Origin of the sequence: Pseudomonas sp. NBRC 111124 (genome assembly GCF_001320245.1) — a bacterium.
GTDB lineage: Bacteria > Pseudomonadota > Gammaproteobacteria > Pseudomonadales > Pseudomonadaceae > Aquipseudomonas.
Genome location: NZ_BCBA01000033.1, coordinates 125591 through 145475 on the forward strand (window position 1 = coordinate 125591; position 19885 = coordinate 145475).

At 64.1% G+C, this 19885-nt stretch carries 19 protein-coding genes; 10 read left to right on the forward strand and 9 right to left on the reverse strand.

Features of this window, described 5'->3' with window-relative positions; translation table 11 throughout:
* Positions 1-2: 2 nt before the first annotated feature.
* The 4 genes from APH28_RS14050 to APH28_RS14065 form a co-directional block, all read right to left on the reverse strand.
* Complete coding sequence (locus APH28_RS14050; RefSeq protein ID WP_060510261.1) at positions 3-1580, reverse strand: aldehyde dehydrogenase (NADP(+)); 1578 nt, start codon at positions 1578-1580, stop codon at positions 3-5.
* 142 nt (positions 1581-1722) lie between these two features.
* Positions 1723-2670 carry a dihydrodipicolinate synthase family protein gene (locus tag APH28_RS14055; RefSeq protein WP_060510262.1) on the reverse strand — a complete coding sequence of 316 codons (948 nt, stop codon included), beginning with the start codon at positions 2668-2670 and terminating at the stop codon, positions 1723-1725.
* 47 nt (positions 2671-2717) lie between these two features.
* Positions 2718-3644 carry a 4-hydroxyproline epimerase gene (locus APH28_RS14060; RefSeq protein ID WP_060510264.1) on the reverse strand — a complete coding sequence of 309 codons (927 nt, stop codon included), beginning with the start codon at positions 3642-3644 and terminating at the stop codon, positions 2718-2720.
* Positions 3645-3667: 23 nt separating this feature from the next.
* Positions 3668-5278, reverse strand: a complete 1611-nt coding sequence (locus tag APH28_RS14065; RefSeq protein ID WP_060510266.1) for an APC family permease — start codon at positions 5276-5278, stop codon at positions 3668-3670.
* A gap of 248 nt (positions 5279-5526) precedes the next feature.
* Between APH28_RS14065 and APH28_RS14070 the strand changes: the two genes are divergently transcribed.
* On the forward strand, positions 5527-6309 hold the full coding sequence (locus APH28_RS14070; RefSeq protein WP_060510268.1) for an AraC family transcriptional regulator: 783 nt from the start codon (positions 5527-5529) through the stop codon (positions 6307-6309).
* Here APH28_RS14070 and APH28_RS14075 read toward each other — a convergent pair.
* Positions 6297-7184 (reverse strand): LysR family transcriptional regulator, encoded by an 888-nt coding sequence (locus APH28_RS14075; protein ID WP_060510270.1) that lies wholly within the window; start codon positions 7182-7184, stop codon positions 6297-6299. The genes APH28_RS14070 and APH28_RS14075 overlap by 13 nt on opposite strands.
* Positions 7185-7324: 140 nt before the next feature.
* Between APH28_RS14075 and moaB the strand changes: the two genes are divergently transcribed.
* Complete coding sequence (gene moaB, locus APH28_RS14080) at positions 7325-7864, forward strand: molybdenum cofactor biosynthesis protein B (RefSeq protein WP_060510272.1); 540 nt, start codon at positions 7325-7327, stop codon at positions 7862-7864.
* A gap of 85 nt (positions 7865-7949) precedes the next feature.
* On the opposite strand, the gene APH28_RS14085 is transcribed toward moaB, so the two are convergent.
* Positions 7950-8849: a bestrophin family protein gene (locus tag APH28_RS14085; RefSeq protein WP_060510274.1), complete on the reverse strand. Its 900-nt coding sequence runs from the start codon at positions 8847-8849 to the stop codon at positions 7950-7952.
* A gap of 20 nt (positions 8850-8869) precedes the next feature.
* Positions 8870-9874, reverse strand: a complete 1005-nt coding sequence (gene moaA, locus APH28_RS14090) for a GTP 3',8-cyclase MoaA (protein WP_060510276.1) — start codon at positions 9872-9874, stop codon at positions 8870-8872.
* A 269-nt stretch (positions 9875-10143) separates the two neighbouring features.
* On the opposite strand from moaA, the gene APH28_RS14095 reads away from it, so the two are divergent.
* On the forward strand, positions 10144-12474 hold the full coding sequence (locus tag APH28_RS14095) for an FdhF/YdeP family oxidoreductase (RefSeq protein WP_060510278.1): 2331 nt from the start codon (positions 10144-10146) through the stop codon (positions 12472-12474).
* Between the two features lie 100 nt (positions 12475-12574).
* Here APH28_RS14095 and APH28_RS14100 read toward each other — a convergent pair whose 3' ends face one another.
* A complete protein-coding gene (locus tag APH28_RS14100; protein WP_060510280.1) occupies positions 12575-13036 on the reverse strand; it encodes an Lrp/AsnC family transcriptional regulator in 462 nt (153 codons plus the stop codon).
* A gap of 124 nt (positions 13037-13160) precedes the next feature.
* Between APH28_RS14100 and APH28_RS14105 the strand changes: the two genes are divergently transcribed.
* Complete coding sequence (locus APH28_RS14105; protein ID WP_060510282.1) at positions 13161-14345, forward strand: PLP-dependent aspartate aminotransferase family protein; 1185 nt, start codon at positions 13161-13163, stop codon at positions 14343-14345.
* A gap of 106 nt (positions 14346-14451) precedes the next feature.
* On the opposite strand, the gene APH28_RS14110 is transcribed toward APH28_RS14105, so the two are convergent.
* Positions 14452-14688 (reverse strand): YdcH family protein, encoded by a 237-nt coding sequence (locus APH28_RS14110; RefSeq protein ID WP_060510284.1) that lies wholly within the window; start codon positions 14686-14688, stop codon positions 14452-14454.
* A 117-nt stretch (positions 14689-14805) separates the two neighbouring features.
* On the opposite strand from APH28_RS14110, the gene APH28_RS14115 reads away from it, so the two are divergent.
* The 6 genes from APH28_RS14115 to APH28_RS14140 all read left to right on the forward strand — a co-directional run.
* Positions 14806-15171 (forward strand): 5-carboxymethyl-2-hydroxymuconate Delta-isomerase, encoded by a 366-nt coding sequence (locus APH28_RS14115; protein ID WP_060510285.1) that lies wholly within the window; start codon positions 14806-14808, stop codon positions 15169-15171.
* Positions 15172-15336: 165 nt separating this feature from the next.
* The gene (locus APH28_RS14120) at positions 15337-16974 is read left to right on the forward strand and encodes a phosphoethanolamine transferase (RefSeq protein WP_060510301.1); all 1638 of its coding nucleotides are present in this window, start codon (positions 15337-15339) and stop codon (positions 16972-16974) included.
* Positions 16975-17063: 89 nt separating this feature from the next.
* A complete protein-coding gene (gene rnd, locus APH28_RS14125; RefSeq protein WP_060510287.1) occupies positions 17064-18197 on the forward strand; it encodes a ribonuclease D in 1134 nt (377 codons plus the stop codon).
* Positions 18194-18487, forward strand: coding sequence for a YcgL domain-containing protein (locus APH28_RS14130; protein WP_060510289.1), 294 nt, complete (start codon positions 18194-18196; stop codon positions 18485-18487). Before rnd ends, APH28_RS14130 begins: the two co-directional genes overlap by 4 nt.
* Before the next feature lie 2 nt (positions 18488-18489).
* The gene (locus tag APH28_RS14135; protein ID WP_060510290.1) at positions 18490-19422 is read left to right on the forward strand and encodes a D-2-hydroxyacid dehydrogenase; all 933 of its coding nucleotides are present in this window, start codon (positions 18490-18492) and stop codon (positions 19420-19422) included.
* A 104-nt stretch (positions 19423-19526) separates the two neighbouring features.
* A partial coding sequence (locus tag APH28_RS14140) for a helix-turn-helix domain-containing protein (RefSeq protein WP_156340889.1) occupies positions 19527-19885 on the forward strand: 359 nt, incomplete at its 3' end.

The window sequence follows — 19885 nt, forward strand, 5'->3', positions numbered from 1 at the left end:
GCTCAACCTTCCCGTTTACCGTCGAGCAGGCGCCGCAGCTGCAGCGGGTTGCCGTGCTGGAGCGCTTGCGGCAGCAGCGCGTCGGGGAAGTCCTGGTAGCACACCGGGCGCAAGAAACGCAGGATTGCCGCAGTACCCACCGAGGTGGTGCGGGCATCGGAGGTGGCGGGGAACGGCCCGCCATGGACCATGGCGTCGCACACCTCGACACCGGTTGGCCAGCCGTTGACCAGAATGCGCCCGGCCTTACGCTCGAGGGTCGGCAGCAGGGCGCGGGCGCTGTCGAGGTCGGCATCGTCCAGCTGCAGCGTGGCGGTCAGCTGGCCTTCAAGGTGCTCGGCCACCTGGCGGACCTGCTCGTCGCTGGCGCAGGCCACTACCAGCGAAGCGGCGCCGAACACCTCGGCCTGCAGCGCCGGGTCGCTGAGAAACGCTTCGGCCTGGGTCACGAACAACTGCGCCTGGCACTGGTTTGGCCCGTGTTGCGCCAGGCCGCTGGCGGCAACCGTCGCGTTGGCGTTGTTGGCCAGGGCGCCGACACCAGCGGCATAGGCGCTGGCGATGCCCGGGGTGAGCATGGTCTGCGCCGCAGCCTGGCGAACATGTTCGCTGGCGGCCTCGATAAAGCGTTGCAGCGCCGGCCCCTGGCGGGCAATCACCAGCCCAGGGTTGGTGCAGAACTGCCCGGCACCCTGGGTCAGCGAGGCGACGAAGCCTTGCGCCAATGCTTCGCCTCGGGTTTGCAGTGCGGCGTCGAAGAGGAACACCGGGTTGATCGAGCTCATCTCGGCGTAGACCGGAATCGGCTCTGGGCGTGCCTGGGCCGCCTGGCACAGGGCGATGCCACCACTGCGCGAGCCGGTGAAGCCGACCGCCTTGATGCGCGGGTCGCTGATCAGGGCAATGCCGACTTCACGGCCGGTACCGTACAGCAGTGAGAACACGCCTTCCGGCAGGCCACAGAGTTTGACGGCGCGGGCCACGGCCTGGCCGACCAGTTCGCTGGTGCCGGGGTGCGCGGCGTGGGCCTTGACCACCACCGGGCAACCGGCGGCCAGCGCCGAGGCGGTGTCGCCGCCGGCGACCGAGAAGGCCAGGGGGAAGTTGCTGGCGCCGAACACCGCCACCGGGCCCAGGGCCACCTGGCGTTGGCGCAGGTCGGCGCGCGGCAGTGGCTGGCGCTCGGGCAGGGCGTTGTCGACCCGTACGTCCAGCCATTCGCCGTTACGCACCACCCGGGCGAAGGTGCGCAGTTGCGTGCAGGTGCGGCCACGCTCGCCCTGGATGCGCGCTTTGGGCAGGCCGCTTTCGGCCACGGCGCGGTCGATCAGCGCATCGCCAATGGCTTCGATTTCGTCGGCGATGGTTTCGAGGAAACCGGCGCGCTGTTCCAGCGAGGTTTCGCGGAAAGGGTCGAATGCCGCCCAGGCCAGTGCACAGGCCTGAGCCACATGTTCGCCGGTGCCGCCGGCATAGGCAGGTTCGAGGGCCTGGTGGGTGGCAGGGTCGATGGCGCGGATCGCGTCGCGGCTGCCGGGTACGGCGCGCTGGCCGATCAGCAGGTTGCCTGTCAGGGTCATGGGGCGTCCTTTGAATTGAATGTAAGGCTAAGCCAGTCCCTGTGGGAGCGGGCGAGCCCGCGAACACCGGCAGAGCCGGTGCCAGGCACCGAGTCGCTTGTTTCGCGGGCACGCCCGCTCCTACAGAGAAAGCAGGGGTTGCTTAGGCCAGGTTCTGCTCGGCCGACCAGCTGGCGTACCACGTGCGGAACAAGCCGTACTGCTGCTCGGCGTAGTTGCGCTGGGCATCGGTGAGCACGTCGGTTTCGTTGAAGTGCAGGCTGTACTCGGTGTCGCCGTTGAGCACCATCAGGTGCTTGTAGTACAGCACCAGGTCGCAGCCTTCATCGAACGATGACAGCACTGCCAGTGCCGCCTCCAGTTCACGCGCCAGGCGTCGGGCCTTGGCGTCGCCCTTGGCGGCCTGCTTGCTCAGGCTCACCAACTGCAGCACTTCACGCGGCAGGGCATTGCCGATACCGGTGATGGCGCCGGTGGCGGCGCAGTTGACGAAGCCATGCACCACTTGGGTGTCGACGCCGACCATCAGGGTTACGTCGTTATCCTGGGAGGTGATGTGCTCGGCGGCGTAGCGCAGGTCGGCGCCACCGCCGAACTCCTTGAAACCGATCAGGTTGGGGAACTCACGGCGCAGTTCGAAGAACAGGTCGGCGCGGGTGGCGAAGCCGTAGTAGGGGCTGTTGTAAATTACCGCTGGCAGCTTCGGCGCGGCGGCGAGAATGGCCGAGAAGTGGTGCTTCTGGGCGATCAGCGAGGCGCCGCGGCTGAGCACGCGGGGGATGACCATCAGGCCGGCGGCACCGACCTTGGCGGCGTGGGCCGCGTGGGAAACGGCTTCGCGGGTGTTCACCGCACCTGTGCCGACGATGGTCGGGATGCCCGCGGCCACCAGGCGGGCCACGCCTTCCTGGCGCTCGGCTTCGGTCAGCAGCGGCCAGTCGCCCATCGAGCCGCAGTAGACCACGGCGCTCATGCCCGCTTCGATCAGCTCGCGACCCTTGCGCACCAAGGCGTCGAAGTCCGGCTTGCGCTCGGCGGTGCATGGAGTCATCAGGGCGGGCATGGTGCCGGTGAAGATGTTGTCGGTCATTGTTGTCACTCCTGGCGCTATTCAATAGGGGGTAGAAAAAACCGGGGTCAGATACCCCAGGCGAACGGATCCTGTTCGTCGATCAGCAGGGTGCTGTCGGCGGTCATGTAGGCGCGGCCGGTGATGAACGGGCGAATGCGTTCGCCGTCGCGTTCGTAGCGGCCATGGAACTGGCTGCCGGTGATGCTGGCCTGGACCCAGGTCTGGCCGGCTTCGAGCTTGCCGTCGGCAGCCAGGCACGCCAGCTTGGCGCTGGTGCCGGTGCCGCAGGGCGAGCGGTCATAGGCCTTGCCGGGGCACATGACGAAGTTGCGGCTGTCGGCATTGGCGTCGTCGGCAAACAGTTCGACGTGGTCGATCGGCGCGCCGTTTTCGCCGGTGATGCCCTGGGCTTCGAGGGCCTTGAGCATGGCCCAGGTGTAGTCGGTGAGGGCTTCACGGTTGTCCAGTTCGATACGCTGGCCGTGCTCAGAGACCAGGAAGAACCAGTTGCCGCCCCAGGCGATATCGCCGCGCACCACGCCATGGCCGGGCACGTCCACCGCCACCTGCTGGCGGTAGCGGTAGGACGGCACGTTGCCGACGGTGATGGCGCCGTCTTCATGCAGCGTGGCGCTGACCTGGCCGACAGGCGTGTCGATCTTGTGAACGCCCGGCGCGATCAGGCCCAGATGCTGCAGCGAGGCAACCAGGCCGATGGTGCCGTGGCCGCACATGTTCAGGTAGCCGGCATTGTTGAAGAAGATCACCCCGCAAGTGGCATCGGCCGACAACGGTGGGCAATACAGCGCGCCGACCAGCACGTCGTTGCCGCGTGGCTCCAGCAGGCAGGCACGGCGCCATTGGTCGTGCAGCTCGCGCAGTTCGTCGCGCTGCTCGGCCATGCTGCGCCCCTGCAGCGGCGGGAAGCCTTTCATCACCAGGCGGGTCGGTTCGCCGCCGGTATGCGAGTCGATGACGTGAATCTGTTTCATGGGTTTGTCCATTACTTGAAGGATCAGGAGGCGACGGCGGGGCGGCCGCTGTAGGTATCAGCCGAGGCTTCGCTTTCGTCTTCACCTTCCAGGCGTACCAGGTGGGCCGGCACGCCGGTGGCGGCGCCCCAGTAGTAGATGCCCAAGGCACAGGCGGCGACGGCCACGGTGTCGAACGGGTGGGCGAGAACGCCCAGGCCGCCGAAGCTGCCCAGCCAGGACAGCAGGATGGTCACGGCGTAGAAGCCGATCAGCCAGGCGGACGAACGCACTTGCTGGGCCAGCGACAGGTGCTGGGTCGGGACGAAGCGGCTGCACAGCAGGTACAGCACAAACATCACGATCTGCAGGGCCAGCAGCCAGGACACGGTGCTCCAGCCCGACCAATAGACGATCAGCGCGGCGATGATGAACGACAGCGGGCCAAGCACGCCCATGCCCTTGACCCGGAACGGGCGCGGCATTTCTGGCGCATTGCGGCGCAGGGCGGCGACGGTGACCGGGGCCACGGCGTAACTCAATACCAGCGCGGCGGACACCACGTTGATCAGCGCTTCCCAGGACGGGAACGGCAAGGTCCAGAACACGGCCAGGGCGAAGGTCAGCCACAGCGCCGGGCGCGGGATGCCGGACTCGGCGTCGACGCGGGTGAAGTACTTGAAGAAGGTGCCGGTCTGCGCCCAGCCATAGACCACGCGCGGGGTGGCGTTCATGTAGATGTTGCCGCAGCCGCTGGGCGAGATCACCGCATCGGCCACCACCAGGTAGGCCAGCCAGCCCACGCCCAGGGCCAGGGCGATGTCACGGTAGGGCAGGGCCAGTTCCTTGGTCACCGCGGCCCAGCCATGGGTGAGCATCTCGGTCGGCACGCTGCCGAGGAAGGCCAGTTGCAGCAGGGCGTAGATCGCGGTGGACAGCAGCACTGAGAGAATCAGCGCGATGGGGATGGTGCGTTGCGGGTTCTTCACTTCGCTGGCCACCGAAATGATCGGCGTCAGGCCAAGGTAGGCGAAGATGATGCCACCGGCCGACACCGCCATTTCAACGCCGGACAGGCCGAACGGGGCAAAGCCCTGGACCTCGAAGTTTTCCGGCTTGAAGAAGCTGAACAGCACGCCGATCACCAGCAGCGGCACGATGAACTTGAACACGCTGACCAGGTTGTTGGCCTTGGCGAAGGTCTTCACGCTGCGGTAGTTGAGGAAGAAGAACAGCCCCAGCAAGGCGAACTGCACCAGCCAACCGAGCACGGTCGGATCGCTGGAGCCGGCCTTGGTCAGCCCGGGGAACCAGGCTGCGGCGTACTGGCGCGAGGCGACCACTTCGATGGCGATCAGGCTGGAGAACGCGATCAGCGTGATGAAGCCCATCAGGTAGCCGAGCAGCGGGCCATGCGAGTACACCGGGTAGCGCACTACGCCACCGGCGCGCGGCAGAGCGGCACCGAGTTCGCAGTAGACGATGCCCAGCAGCAGCACGGCGAAACCGCCGAGGAACCAGGAGAGGATACCGGCCGGGCCGGCGATGGCGGAGACGTGGCTGGCGGCGAACAGCCAGCCGGAGCCGAAGATAGCGCCGAGGCCGATGAAGGTGAGGTCGAGCAATGACAGCTCTTTCTTGAATTTGCCTGACATGGGTGCGCCTTTTTGTAGGTTTTGGATAGGCAGGTCTGATGTCACGTGATGCGGCTTTTTACGGCCGCGCTCTTGTAGGTTTTGGGCGGCTTGCGTGGGGCATAGAGTGGACCCGATAGGGGTGGGGGTTCTTGATGGTTTTCTGCAGGGGGAATGACGAAATCGGCACAATCGCAAAAAACAGTGGCGACTGAGCAGAGCCGCTAGGTAGGCTGCAAGCCAAGCCAAACAAGGGCTTTAGAGAACAGATGACACACTCGCACCTGGCAACCTTGTACCAGTCGCTCGACCAGCACCGCCCGACCACCCTCGACGCCCTGCTGGCTGGTGTGTCGCTGTTGCTGCCGATCCTCGACGCCATCCCCAACGCTGCGATCTTCATCAAGGACCCGGCCGCCCGCTATGTGCTGGCCAACAACACACTCGTCCAGCGCTGCGGCCTCAAACGCCTTCAGCCACTGCTGGGCAAGACCAGCGCCGAAGTGTTCCCCGCGCAACTGGGCCCCGGCTACACCGAGCAGGACCGCCGCGTGCTCAAGGATGGGCTGGTGCTGGAAGACCAGCTCGAACTGCACCTGTATGGCAGCCGTGAACCGGGCTGGTGCCTCACCCACAAGCGCCCGCTGCGCAACCCGGCTGGCGAGATCATCGGCCTGGTCGGTATCTCCGTCGACTTGCAGTCAGCCGCCGATACCCATCCCGCCTACCAGCGCCTGGCTGCCGTGGACGAACACATCCGCCGGCATTTCCACCAGCCGATCAGCATGAATGAGTTGACCCGCATCGCCGGGATTTCCGTGGCGCAGCTGGAGCGCTACTGCAAGCGGGTGTTCCACCTCACACCGCGGCAGATGATCCACAAGGCACGCCTGGAGCACGCCCATCGGCTATTGCACTCGGAGCTACCGATCACCGAAGTGGCGCTGCGCTGCGGCTACACCGACCACAGCGCGTTCAGCCGCCAGTTCAAGCAGCTGACCGGTTTCACGCCCCGGCAGTATCGGCAGGCGACGGCGAGTCAGGTGGGCTGAAACAGCGCCTTGGCTTCGGCGAAGCACTGCTCGGCAATCGCCGAGCGCGGTTCGCTGCGGCGCAGCAGCAGGCCGACCGGGCTGTGAATGCTGGCGTCGGCGATGGGGATGATGCGCATGTGCTCGCTGAGGTCTTCCAGGCCGCAGCCCAGCGGCATGATCGCGCAGCAGACGCCGGTGTTGATGGCCTGCACCAGCTGGAAGGTCGAGTCGCTTTCCAGCACGGCATTGGGCTCCAGGCTGCGGCTGCGGAAACTGAGGTCCAGCGACTGGCGGTAGTGCATGCCTTTGCTCAGCAGGCCCAGGGGAATGTCGGCGAGCTGGTCCCAGCGCAGGCTCTCGGCGTCGAACTGGAAGTGCTGGGTGTCGAACAGCAGGCCCATGGTGGTGGTGCCCAATTCGATCACTTCGAAGAAGTTGGCGTTGACCTGGTCGAGGTAGCAGATGCCCAGGTCGAGCTGGTTGCGGCTCAGGCCGTCCATGATCTGCTCGGTGCTGTGCGAACTGATCTGAAATTGCAGCTCGGGGTATTTTTCGCGCAGCGGCAGCAGCAGGTGCATGGGGTTGAAGCTGGCCAGCGGCACGGTGCCCAGGCGCAGGCTGCCGACCACCTGGCCACGGCAACTGGCAGCCTCTGCCTGCAGGCCATCATGGGCGGCCAGCAGGGTGCGGGCCCAGGCCAGGATGCGCTCGCCCGCCTCGGTGAAGCCCTCGAAACGCTGGCCGCGCTTGACCAGCACCAGGTCCAGTTCATCCTCCAGGTTGCGCAGGCGCATGGACAGGGTCGGCTGGGTGATATGGCACAGCGCCGCGGCCTGGCCGAAGTGGCGGGTCTGGTCGAGGGCGATGAGGAACTTGAGCTGCTTGATGTCCATGGAAGTGCCTGGCGTCTGGTTGTGCAGACCTTAACCCACGTCTGCGATAGATGTCATTGATCGGCCGGTTCGCCATTTCGATTGGACGCTTGCCAAGCTTGCCTCTAGCGTGACGATACTGCCATTCAAGGAGCTTCACCGTGCGCGTTCAACCCGATGCGGTTTTCGTACCGCTGAACATCGCCGTGCTGACCGTCAGCGACACCCGTACCTACGACAACGATACTTCCGGCGAGCTGCTGGCCAGCCGCTCGGTGGAAGTCGGCCACCGCCTGGTAGCGCGGGCGCTGCTCAAGGATGACCTGTACAAGATCCGCGCCCAGGTGGCGACCTGGATCGCCGATGACGACGTGCAGGTGGTGCTGATCACCGGCGGTACCGGCTTTACCGGGCGTGACAGCACGCCGGAGGCGGTGCAGTGCCTGCTGGATCGGCAGGTTGATGGCTTTGGTGAACTGTTCCGCGCCTTGTCCATTCTCGACATCGGCAGCTCGACCGTGCAGAGCAGGGCGCTGGCGGGGATTTCCAATGGCACCTTGGTCTGCTGCCTGCCGGGGTCTACCAATGCTTGCCGTACTGCCTGGGAGGGTATTTTGGTGGAGCAACTGGACGCGCGGCATCGGCCCTGCAACTTCGTGAAGCATCTTAAGCCTATTGAAGCCTGCGAAAGTCGCGGCTAGCTGCACCGGCCTCTTCGCGGGGCAAGCCCGCTCCTACAGGTATACGCGATGTCTGTAGGAGCGGGCTTGCCCCGCGAAGAGGCCATCAGCTCAATACATGGTCCACCGGCAGCAACACCGGTGGCAGCGGCTCGACTCCCAAGGCCCCAAGCACATCCCGCTCCACCGTGCGCACCATCGCGTCCATCGGCAGGTCGTTCTCGTCCCGCCCGAACGGGTCTTCCAGTTCGTTGCCGATCGCGTCCAGGCCGAAGAAGGTGTAACCGACGATGGTGGTGAACAGCGGTGCCAGCCAGCCCAGCGGTTCGGCCAAGGCGAACGGCAACAACAGGCAAAAGATGTAGATGGTGCGGTGCAGCAGCAAGGTGTAGGGGAACGGCAGTGGCGAACCCTTGATCCGCTCGCAGGTGGCCTGTACCTCGGTCAGCCCGGCCAGGCGCTGCTCCAGCAGGGTATAGCGCCATTCGCTGATCTGCCCTTGTTCGGCCAGTTGCGAACAGCGGGCGCCGATATCGCGCAGGATGCCATCGCACACATTGTGCGCGGCCACCGGGGTAGCTTCGTTGAGCCATGGGCGCGTGGCGTTCACTTCGTTTTCGTTGCGCAACCGCGCATTCAGCCCATGGGCAAAACCGCACAGGCTGCGCAGCAGTTCGGCGCGCAGTTTCTCGTCGGTGATCACCACGCTCTCGCGCACGAACGAACGGGTCTCGATGATCAGCTTGCCCCACGCCTTGCGCCCCTCCCACCAACGGTCGTAGCAGGCGTTGTTGCGAAAGCTCATGAAGATTGACAGCGACAGGCCAAGCAGGGTGAACGGTGTGGCGCTGACCGGATAGAAGAATGCCGGGAAATGCCGCTCGACCAGCACGATCAGCGCGGCGAGCAAGGTCACCATCAGGCAGCGCAGGGCAATGCGTTTGACGATCGAGCCCTTGAGCGTGAACAGCACGCGCAGCACATCGGGGTGGGGGTGGACGATCATGGAAATCCAGAGGCGGCCGCTCAGCCGCCGGTCATGTTCATGAAGCGCAGGACCTGCACCTCGCCGCCGACTTCGAAGTGATGACGGTAGGGCTTGAGGTGCAACGAGTCGCGGATGGCCTTCTCCAGTCGTGCCGCATCGCCCGGGTGAGCGCGCAGCACCTGCTTGAGGTCCATCGAGTGTTCATTGCCCAGGCACAGCAGCAGGCGGCCTTCCACCGTCAGGCGCACGCGGTTGCAGGTGGCGCAGAAGTTGTGGCTGTGCGGCGAGATGAAACCGACGCGGGTGTGCGCGGCTTCGGCCAGGCGCCAATAGCGCGCCGGGCCTTGCGAGGATTCGGTGGATTCGATCAGGGTGAAGTGTTCGGCCAGGCGCTCACGCACTTCGTCGCTGGAGCAGAATGATTCGCCGCGCTCATGCTCGCTGATCACCCCCAGCGGCATCTCTTCGATGAAGGTGATGTCCAGCTCACGGTCGATGGCGAAGCGCACCAGGTCGACCAGCTCGTGGTCGTTGCGGCCCTTGAGCACTACGCAATTGAGCTTGGTGCGCTTGAAGCCAGCCTGGCGTGCGGCGTCGATACCGGCGATCACCTGGTTGAGGTCGCCGGTGCGGGTGAGCTGCTTGAAGCGCCCGGCATCGAGGCTGTCGAGGCTGATGTTCAGGCGCGTGACCCCGGCGTCGAACAGCGGCTGGGCCAGGCGGCCAAGCTGCGAACCGTTGCTGGTCATGCACAATTCACGCAGGCCGGGCAGGGCGGCGATACGCCCGCACAGGTCGACGATGCCCTGACGCACCAGCGGCTCGCCGCCGGTCAGGCGAATCTTGCGGGTGCCGAGGGCGACGAAGCGTTCGGCCACCTGGAACAGCTCTTCGAGGCTGAGGATCTGCTGGCGCGGCAGGAACTGCATGTCTTCGGCCATGCAATACACGCAACGGAAGTCGCAGCGGTCTGTGACCGACATCCGCAGGTAGTCGATTTTCCGGTTGAAGCCGTCAATCAGGGGCCGGCTGTTCTGTTCCACGTTGGCGCTCGAAAGGAAATGGGGGCTACAAGGATTCAAGCTATAGCCTGAGGCCAGCCCCGTCAAATCGCTTTCCCCGACCGATTCATCAATGCCCTCTATCACGGCTGCAGGCCAGGCACGGCAAGGCCTGCAGGGCATGATCGAGAGCGCTTATCGTGCCGTAAGGTATTTCGATTGGACGGCTCTGGGGTGGGCTCCATAGGCTGAGAAAAACACCGGGCAGATCGAATCGGTGAACATTTCCATGCCGCGTGAGGATTGACCGCATGAGCCAGGACCGACACATCAGGGACTACAAAGGCCCCGCCGCCGGCTGGGGCGCGCTGAAGAGCGTGACCAAGAGCTGGCTGGGCAGCGAAAACGCCTTCAAGAACCTGCGGGCGATGCTCAAGACCAACCAGAACGGTGGCTTCGACTGCCCGGGCTGCGCCTGGGGCGAGTCGGCGGAAGGCGAAATGGTCAAGTTCTGTGAAAACGGCGCCAAGGCAGTGAACTGGGAGGCCACCGGCCGCTCGGTTGACCCGGCATTTTTCGCCAAGTACAGCGTCAGCGCGTTGCTCGACCAGACCGACTACTGGCTTGAATACCAAGGCCGCCTGACCCACCCGATGCGCTACGACGCGGCCACCGACCACTATGTCGAAACCAGCTGGCAAGAAGCCTTCGAGCTGATCGCCCAGCACCTGCGCGCGCTCGACTCGGCCGACCAGGCCGAGTTCTACACCTCGGGCCGGGCCAGCAACGAGGCCGCGTTCCTCTACCAGCTGTTCGTCCGCGCCTACGGCACCAACAACTTCCCCGACTGCTCGAACATGTGCCACGAGGCCAGTGGCGCCGGCATGTCGGAAACCCTCGGGGTGGGCAAGGGCACCGTGGTGTTCCACGACCTGGAGCTGGCCGACGCGATCTTTGTGATTGGCCAGAACCCCGGCACCAACCACCCGCGCATGCTCGAACCCCTGCGCGAGGCGGTCAAGCGCGGTGCCCAGGTGGTGTGCTTCAACCCGCTCAAGGAGCGCGGCCTGGAACGCTTCCAGCACCCCCAGCACCCGTTCGAGATGCTCAGCAACGGCTCCGAGCCGACCACCAGTGCCTACTTCCGGCCGGCGTTGGGCGGCGATATGGCGGCCATGCGTGGCATGGCGAAGTTCCTCCTGCAGTGGGAGCGTGAAGCCCAAGCCAAGGGCGAGCCTGCAGTGTTCGACCATGCTTTCATCGCCGAGCACACCAGTGGCCTTGACGACTACCTGGCGGCGGTGGATGCCACCTCGTGGGAGCACATCGTCAAGCAGTCGGGCCTGACCCTGGCCGAGATCGAACTGGCCGCGCGCATGTACCGCAAAGCCGAACGGGTGATCATGTGCTGGGCCATGGGCGTCACCCAGCATCGCCATTCGGTGCCGACCGTGCAGGAGATCGTCAACCTGCAGCTGCTGCGCGGCAACGTCGGCAAGCCCGGTGCCGGCCTGTCGCCGGTGCGCGGCCATAGCAACGTGCAGGGCGACCGCACCATGGGCATCGACGAGAAGCCCAAGGCGACCCTGCTCGATGCCCTCGAAAAACGCTTCAAGTTCCGGGTGCCGCGTGCCCACGGGCACAACGCGGTGCTGGCGATCAAGGCCATGGAAGAGGGGCAGGCCAAGGTGTTCGTCGCCTTGGGCGGCAACTTCGCCCAAGCCACACCGGATACCCCGCGCACCCATGCGGCGCTGCGCAACTGCGCGCTGACCGTGCAGATTTCCACCAAGCTCAACCGCTCGCATCTGATCACCGGCCGCGATGCGCTGATCCTGCCATGCCTGGGCCGTACCGAGATCGACATGCAGGCCGAGGGGCCGCAAGGTGTGACCGTGGAAGATACCTTCAGCATGGTGCACATCTCCAACGGCCAGCTGCGCCCGCGCTCGCCGCACATGCGCTCTGAGCCGTGGATCATCGCCGGCATGGCCAAGGCCACCTTGGGCAACCAGCCGATCGACTGGGAATACGCGGTCGCCGACTACAGCCGCATTCGCAGCATGATCGGCGATGTGATTCCAGGCTTCGCCAATTTCAACGAGCGCTTGCAACATCCGGGTGGCTTCCACCTGGGCAACAACGCGGGCGATCGCAATTTCCGCACGGCCACCGGCAAGGCGCGCTTCATGCCCCACGCGCTGCCGGAAGCGCTGGTCAACGCCAAGGTGCTGGCGCGGGGCGACAAGCCCGACCTGATCCTGCAGACCCTACGTTCGCACGACCAGTACAACACCACGCTGTACGGGCTCGATGACCGTTATCGCGGGGTGTTCGGCCTGCGCGAAGTGGTGTTCGTCAGTGAGGCGGACATCCGCCGCCTGGGCTTCGAACCGGGCGAGCACGTGGACCTAGTGTCGCTGTGGGAGGATGGCGTGGAGCGGCGGGTGTCGGGCTTCCGCCTGGTGGCTTATGACATTCCGGATGGCCAGGCAGCGGCTTATTACCCTGAGACCAATCCGCTGGTGCCGCTGGAGAGTTATGGCGAGGGGACTTACACGCCGACGTCCAAGTTCATTGCGATCAAGCTGGAGAAGGCCAAGGCCGGGAACCGGATCGAGGCGGTGCTGGCTTCGGATTGATGGGCTGCCTGGGCCGGCCTCTTCGCGGCTAAAGCCGCTCCTACAGGGATCCCGATACCTCTGTAGGAGCGGCTTTAGCCGCGAAGAATCCAGCACCGATTCAGGATCGATGCACCGGAAAGGCCGTGGTGTACTTCATCTGCTCCATGGCAAAACTGGAGGTGATGTTCGACAGCCCGTCAGTGCTGGTGATCAGCTTCTTGTAGAAGCGGTCGTACGCGGCGATATCGCCCACCACCACCCGTAGCATGTAGTCCCAGTCCCCAGACATGCGGTAGAACTCCATCACCTCCTCGAAGCCCTTCACCGTCGCTGCGAACTGCTCCAGCCAGGCGCTGTCGTGGCGCTGGGTCTTGAGCTGGACGAACACGGTCAGCCCCAGCCCCAGGCGTTCGGGGTCCAGCAGGGCGACACGACCGAGGATGTAGCCGTCTTCTTCAAGGCGCTTGACCCGCTTCCAGCAAGGTGTGGTCGACAGGTTGACCGCTTCGGCCAGGTCCTTGAGCGAGATCGAAGCGTCGCGCTGCAGCAGTGTGAGGATGTGTTGGTCGAAACTGTCCATTGCAGGGCAAACCATCGAGAAAAATTTTCCCCAGATTACCCCAGGCCTAGGAAAATTTCCTGCGTCACGCCGGCATTGCCGCCGGGCCAGGTTGTTGCCATAGTTGCAGGCTTGAATCCTGCCAATGGGCCTGACCATGTCTGACAAGCCGCGTAATTTTGCCACCCGTACCATCCACGCCGGCGACCAGTTCAGCGTTGCCGATAACGCCATCTTCCCGCCCATCTACACCGCCAGTTCCTACATCAAGCGCAGCCTCGACGATCACCCCGAATATGCGTACAGCCGGGTTGGCAACCCGACCCGGCACGCCTACGAAAGCTGCGTCGCAGCGCTCGAAGAGGGCGTCGGCGCGGTGGCCTGTGCATCAGGCGTCAATGCCACTGCGACGGTCCTGGAGCTGCTGCCCAAGGACGCCCACGTGGTGGTGATGAATGGCGTTTACGGCGGCACTTTCCGCATCCTCGAAGACTACCGCGGGCGCACGTCGGGCCTGACCACCACCTATGTCGACCTCAATGACGTCGCGGCAGTGGCGGCGGCGATCAGGCCCGAAACACAGCTGATCTGGATCGAGTCACCGACCAACCCGCTGCTGCACCTGGTGGATATCAAGGCGGTGTGCGACCTGGCCCGTGCCCGCGGTATCCTCACCTGCATCGACAACACCTTCTGCTCGCCGTGGAATCAGCGGCCGATCACCCTCGGTGTCGACCTGGTGATGCATTCGGCGAGCAAATACATCGGTGGCCACTCCGACCTTACGGGAGGCGTGGTGGTGGCCGCCAGCGATGAGCTGTACAAGCGCCTGCGCAGGATCAGCATGGCGGTGGGTGCCATCCAGGGGCCGTTCGACTGCTACCTGGCCTTGCGCGGGCTGAAGACCCTGGATGTGCGCATGGAGCGCCAGTGCGCCAACGCGCTGCAGGTGGCGCGCTTCCTCGAAGGCCACCCCCAGGTCGAGCAAGTATTCTACCCAGGGCTGGAAAGCCACCCGCAACATGCGCTGTGCCAGCGTCAGATGCGCAGCGGCGGGGCGGTGGTGGCGATGAAGGTCAAAGGCGGTGACCGAGCGGCGCTCAACCGGCTAGTCGAGGCCCTGCAGATCTTCGTGCTGGCCGACTCGCTGGGCGGGGTGGAGAGCATGATCAACCACTCCTGGAGCATGTCGCACAACTCGTTGAGCCCGGCACAGAAAGGCGAGATGGGGATCAGCGAGAACCTGCTGCGGTTGTCGGTGGGGATCGAGGATTACCGTGACTTGATCGAAGACCTGGAGGGTGCGTTGAAGGCTTCGGCTGCCGTGTGAGGGCTGCTGGCCTCTTCGCGGCTGAAGCCGCTCCTACAGGGTAAGCGCAAATCCCGGTAGGAGCGGCTTCAGCCGCGAAGAGGCCGGTGAATTCAATGAAGGGTTGTCAGGCTTTCGGCGGATGGATGATCCGTTCGATCTTGTCCTTGAGCAGCAGCCTTTCCTTGCGCAGGCGGTTGACTGCTTCGTCGTTGGTACCGTTGGCCTCGGCGGCGAGCACCTCTTTGTCCTTGGCGTTGTATTCCTTGTGCAGCTTGTGAAGGTCCTGGTCCTTGTCTATGAGTGCCTGGAATGCCTCAGCGGTAACGTGCAGGTCAGCGAGCAGATCATGCGGAACTGGCATTTCTTCACCTCTGTCAGGGTTGTCGGTAAGGTCCTGACCTTTGAGGATAGCCGCCTTTGCGCAGGTGGGGGACTGGGGTAGGCTGTCGCATCCTTCCCCGTGCCTGGAACCTGCACCATGCCTCACCTGAATCTGGAATACAGCGACAACCTGCGTGAGCTCAATGTAGACGTGCTGCTGTTGCGCTTGAACCACGCCCTGGTTGGCAGTGGCCAGTTTGCCGACGAAGCCGACATCAAGAGCCGGGCCGAGGCCTTCAAGCAGTACCGAGTGGGTACCGCACCGGGTGAGCGGGCCTTTGCCCATGTGCGCCTGGCGATACTCAGCGGTCGCTCGTCCGAGGTGAAGCAACAATTGTCCGGCAGCTTGCTCGAAGTGCTGCGCGAAGCCATCCCGACCCAGGCCGGCTTGGACATCCAGCTGTGCGTCGAAGTGCTCGACATCGACCGCGAACCTTATGCCAAAGCGCGCCTGCGCGGCTGAACGAATGCTGAATGAAGTTAATTTAATGTAAAAAAATGCATCGCCTTACGAATTTGTTACCGTCTTTTTCACAAAAAATTGATGGTGCGCTTTCTAGAGTTCCGCGACTTTCCCACGGTGCCGTCTGGCCTGGGGGTTGATAATTACTCTTGATTGCGAATGCCGATGCTCAACTTCAAATCCCTGCGGACTGAATGGGTCACGCTGTTGGCCAGCGTTTACCTGCTGGTGGGTCTCAACCTGTTCCTTTGGGAGCACCTGCAAGAGGTGGTGCCCGCCGGGGTGTCGGGGCTCTGGCTGAGCTTGGCGTTCGCCGTGCTGATGTTGTTTGCATTCAACCTGGTGTTGACCCTGTTCGCCTTCCGTTATGTCTTGAAGCCGCTGTTGATCGTGCTGTTCGTGAGTGGTGCGAGTGCCGCTTACTTCATGAACCAGTATGGCGTGCTTATTGATGCCGGCATGTTCCGCAACATCGCCGAGACCAATGTTTCGGAAGTGCGCGATCTGCTGTCGTTCAAGTTCGCTGCCTATATTCTATTGCTCGGCGTATTGCCGTCAGTATTGCTGTGGAAGGCGCAGATCGCCTACCGCCCATGGCACCGCGAACTGCTCGGCAAGCTGGTGGTCAGCGGTGCCTGCGTGGTCGCACTGGGCTCGGTGGCATTGGTCAACTATCAAGGGCTGTCGTCGCTGTTTCGCAATCACCACGAACTGCGCCTGATGCTCACCCCGAGCAATGTCGTCGGCGCGACCATCGGTTATGTCAACGAGCGCGTCGGTACCGCTGCGCGGCCGTTCCAGCACTATGGCGAAGATGCCAAGCGCGATGCGGCCTGGCAAAAGCACGAGCGCAAATCGCTGACCGTGCTGGTGGTCGGTGAAAGTGCCCGTGCCGATCACTTCGGCGTGCTCGGCTATCAGCGCGACACCACCCCGAACCTGGCCAAGGAACAGGGCCTGGTGAGTTTTTCCGATGTGCATTCCTGCGGTACCGAAACCGCCGTTTCGGTGCCGTGCATGTTCTCCGGCATGAAGCGCAAGGAATACGACGCCCGGGTGGCGAAGAACCGCGAAGGGCTGCTGGACATCCTCCAGCGGGCCGGCCTGGCTGTGCAGTGGCGCGACAACCAGTCGGGCTGCAAAGGCACCTGCGATCGCGTGCAGTTCATCGACGTCAGCAACTTCAAGGACCCGCAGCTGTGCGCCAGCGGCGAATGCCATGACGAAATCCTGCTGCAAGGCCTGGGCGAGCTGATCGACAACCTCGACAAAGACACTGTGCTGGTGTTGCATCAGATGGGCAGCCACGGCCCCGAGTACTTCAAGCGCTACCCCAAAGACGGCGAGCGCTTCACCCCGGTGTGCCAGAGCAATGCGCTGAACCAGTGCAGCGAGCAGGACATCATCAACGGCTACGACAACACCCTGGCCTACACTGACAAGGTGCTGTCCTCGCTCATCGACACCCTGCGCAGCAAGCAGGACAAGGTCGACACGGCGATGATCTACCTGTCCGACCATGGCGAGTCGCTGGGCGAGTACAACCTGTTCCTGCACGGCACCCCGTATGCCATTGCCCCGGAACAACAAAAGCACGTGCCTCTGCTGACCTGGTTCTCCGACAGCTACAAGGAGGACTTCGGCATCGACACCGACTGCCTGGCCAAGCTGAGCGATGCACCGCTGTCGCAGGACAATCTGTTCCACTCGATGCTGGGCCTGCTGCAGGTGCACACCGAGGTCTACCAGCAGTCGCTGGACATGTTTGCCAGCTGCCGACCGTGGTTGGCAGCCCAGCGTTGAGGCCGTTCATCTAAACCAGGGATGGCGCAGGTTTCACCAGCAGGGCCCGTGCCGTATATACTGCGCGCCAATGTTTGTGGGAGAGCCTTGTGGCCATCGAAATTCACTGGATCCGTGACGACCAGACCCTGGCCGAACAATGCCGCAAGTGGCGCGAACTGCCCTTTGTGGCGCTCGACACCGAATTCATGCGGGTCGATACCTTCTACCCGAAAGCCGGTCTGGTCCAGGTCGGCGACGGGCAGCGGGCTTTCCTCATCGACCCGCTGTTGATCCGCGACTGGCAGCCGCTGGGCGAGCTGCTCGACGACAGCCGCGTGGTCAAGGTGTTGCACGCCTGCAGCGAAGACCTCGAAGTGCTGCTGCGCCTGACCGGCAAGCTGCCGCAGCCGTTGTTCGACACTCAGCTGGCCGCCGGTTACCTGAACCTGGGCTTCTCCATGGGGTATTCGCGGCTGGTGCAGGAAGTGCTGGGCATCGAGCTGCCCAAAGGCGAAACCCGCTCCGACTGGTTGCAACGCCCGCTGTCGGAAACCCAAGTCAGCTACGCCGCCGAAGATGCCGTGCACCTGGCCGAACTGTTCGCTGCCCTGCAACCGCGCCTGGAGGGCGACAAGTACGCCTGGGTGCTGGACGACGGCGCCGAGCTGGTGGCCGCGCTGCGCCGTGAAGTCGAACCCGAGACCCTGTACCGCGACGTCAAGCTCGCCTGGAAGCTGGGCCGTCAGCAGCTGGCGGTGCTGCGCGAACTGTGCGCCTGGCGCGAGCGCGAAGCGCGCAGCCGCGATGTGCCGCGCAACCGCATCCTCAAGGAACACTCGCTGTGGCCCATGGCCAAGAGCCAGCCGGACAACCTTTCGGCCCTGGCCAAGATCGAAGAAATGCACCCGCGCACCATCCGCCAGGACGGCGCCATCCTGCTCGAGCTGATCAAGCGCGCTGGCAGCCTGCCGTCGGAGCAGTGGCCACAGCCGCTGCCTGAGCCGCTGCCGATCGAAGCCTCCGGTATCCTCAAGCGCCTGCGTGCCATCGGCCAGGCTGAAGGCGAGCGCCTGGGGATCGCCCCGGAGCTGATGCTGCGCAAGAAAGCCCTGGAAGCCCTGCTCAAGAGCGGTTACCCGAACGGCCCCTACCAACTGCCCGATTCGCTGCGCGGCTGGCGCCGTGAGCGGATGGGCCAGGCCCTGCTCGATGACCTCGCAGGCGCCGGAGATAAGCAATGAAACGTATCTGCTCGATCTACAAGAGCCCACGCAAGAACGAAATGTACCTCTACGTGCTCAAGGCCGAAGGCCTGGAGCGCGTGCCCGAGGCGCTGCTGCCCTTCTTTGGCAAGCCGGTGCACGCCTTCGACCTGGTGTTGACCCCGGAACGCCAGCTGGCCCGCGAGGACATCGCCAAGGTGCTGGAAAACCTTGAAAATCAGGGTTATCACCTGCAGATGCCACCGGCCGAGGACGAGTACATCGAGCACTTGCCTGAAGAGCTGCTGCGCCGTAACGACCCGGTCTGATCATGCGTGTTCTGATCGCTGAGCATGATCATGCTCGATATGCCGAACTGCTGCGCGAAGCCATGCCGGAGCTGCAAATCCTGACCAGCGGGGACTCCGCCGAACTGGCCCGCCAGGCACCGCAGTGCCCGGTCTGGCTGGGCCAGCCGGACCTGTTGGCGAGCCTGCTGCGCCAAGGCCACAAGCCGGAGTGGGTGCAGTCCACCTGGGCCGGCATCACGCCGTTGCTGGCCGAAGGGCTGCCGCGTGACTACCGCCTGACCCGCGCCGTGGGCATTTTCGGCCAGGTGATGGCCGAGTACATGCTGACCTACATGCTCGGCCACGAGCGCGAAGTGCTGTCGCGCCTGGTCAGCCAGGTCGAGCGCCGCTGGGATGACCGCCCAGGGCGCTCACTCGAAGGGCGCAAAGTGCTGATCGTTGGCACCGGCGATATCGGCCAGCGGGTGGCCGAGTTCCTCGCGCCGTTTGGCGTGACCCTTTACGGCATTGCCAGCAGTGCCCGTGAGCAGGCGCCGTTCGTCGAGGTCGCAGGGTTGGCGGATTTACCGCGCCTGGTCGGGCAAATGGATTACGTGCTCAACCTGCTGCCTGACACGCCGGCAACCCATGACCTGTATGACGCGGCGCTGTTCCAGCGCTTCCAGCCTACGGCCTTGTTCATCAACGCCGGCCGCGGCGCGGCAGTGGTCGATGCCGATCTGGTCGAGGCGTTGAAGGAGGGGCATCTGGCCGGGGCGGTGATCGACGTGTGCCGGCAGGAACCGTTGCCGCAACGGCATCCATTCTGGACCGCCTGGGGCTTGTTGCTGACCGGGCACAGCTCGGCGCCCACCTCGCCGGCGGCGATGGTGCGGTTGTTTGCCGGGAATGTGCGGGCGTACGCAGAAGGGCAGGGGTTGCGCGGCGAAGTCGATTTCGCCCGTGGCTACTGAACTCAATTGCCTGTGCCGGCCTCTTCGCGGGGCAAGCCCGCTCCTACAGGGATGAACTGCGCCCCTGACGTTGGACAAAAAATCCAACCTCAGGGGCGTTTCACATGAGCAAGTACTCCAGACAGTTCAAGCTTTCCGCCATCCAGGCCTTTCTGCAGCGTGGCCTTGGCTATCGTTTCATTGCCGCGCAGTTCCAGATGGACCCCTCCTTACTGCGCCGCTGGGTGCAGGCCTACCGCATCCATGGCGAGACCAGCCTGTCCGGACAAGCGCGGACTTTCAGCCCCGAGTTCAAGCTCTCGGTGCTCGAGCGGAAATGGCGCGACAAATTGTCGTTGCGCCAAACCGCAGCCATTTTCAACCTGACGCACTCCAGCCAGATAGGCATATGGGAAGCGCAGTACTACAGTGGAGGCATCACGCCGAACTCTTGGCCAAGCTGCGCCACGCTGAGATGGAGATT

Coding starts and splice junctions, on each gene's coding strand:
- APH28_RS14050 (WP_060510261.1), bottom strand. CDS start 1,580: ATGACCCTGACAGGCAACCTGCTGATCGGCCAGCGCGCCGTACCCGGC.
- APH28_RS14055 (WP_060510262.1), bottom strand. CDS start 2,670: ATGACCGACAACATCTTCACCGGCACCATGCCCGCCCTGATGACTCCA.
- APH28_RS14060 (WP_060510264.1), bottom strand. CDS start 3,644: ATGAAACAGATTCACGTCATCGACTCGCATACCGGCGGCGAACCGACC.
- APH28_RS14065 (WP_060510266.1), bottom strand. CDS start 5,278: ATGTCAGGCAAATTCAAGAAAGAGCTGTCATTGCTCGACCTCACCTTC.
- APH28_RS14070 (WP_060510268.1), top strand. CDS start 5,527: ATGACACACTCGCACCTGGCAACCTTGTACCAGTCGCTCGACCAGCAC.
- APH28_RS14075 (WP_060510270.1), bottom strand. CDS start 7,184: ATGGACATCAAGCAGCTCAAGTTCCTCATCGCCCTCGACCAGACCCGC.
- APH28_RS14085 (WP_060510274.1), bottom strand. CDS start 8,849: ATGATCGTCCACCCCCACCCCGATGTGCTGCGCGTGCTGTTCACGCTC.
- APH28_RS14095 (WP_060510278.1), top strand. CDS start 10,144: ATGAGCCAGGACCGACACATCAGGGACTACAAAGGCCCCGCCGCCGGC.
- APH28_RS14100 (WP_060510280.1), bottom strand. CDS start 13,036: ATGGACAGTTTCGACCAACACATCCTCACACTGCTGCAGCGCGACGCT.
- APH28_RS14105 (WP_060510282.1), top strand. CDS start 13,161: ATGGGCCTGACCATGTCTGACAAGCCGCGTAATTTTGCCACCCGTACC.
- APH28_RS14110 (WP_060510284.1), bottom strand. CDS start 14,688: ATGCCAGTTCCGCATGATCTGCTCGCTGACCTGCACGTTACCGCTGAG.
- APH28_RS14115 (WP_060510285.1), top strand. CDS start 14,806: ATGCCTCACCTGAATCTGGAATACAGCGACAACCTGCGTGAGCTCAAT.
- APH28_RS14120 (WP_060510301.1), top strand. CDS start 15,337: ATGCTCAACTTCAAATCCCTGCGGACTGAATGGGTCACGCTGTTGGCC.
- APH28_RS14130 (WP_060510289.1), top strand. CDS start 18,194: ATGAAACGTATCTGCTCGATCTACAAGAGCCCACGCAAGAACGAAATG.
- APH28_RS14135 (WP_060510290.1), top strand. CDS start 18,490: ATGCGTGTTCTGATCGCTGAGCATGATCATGCTCGATATGCCGAACTG.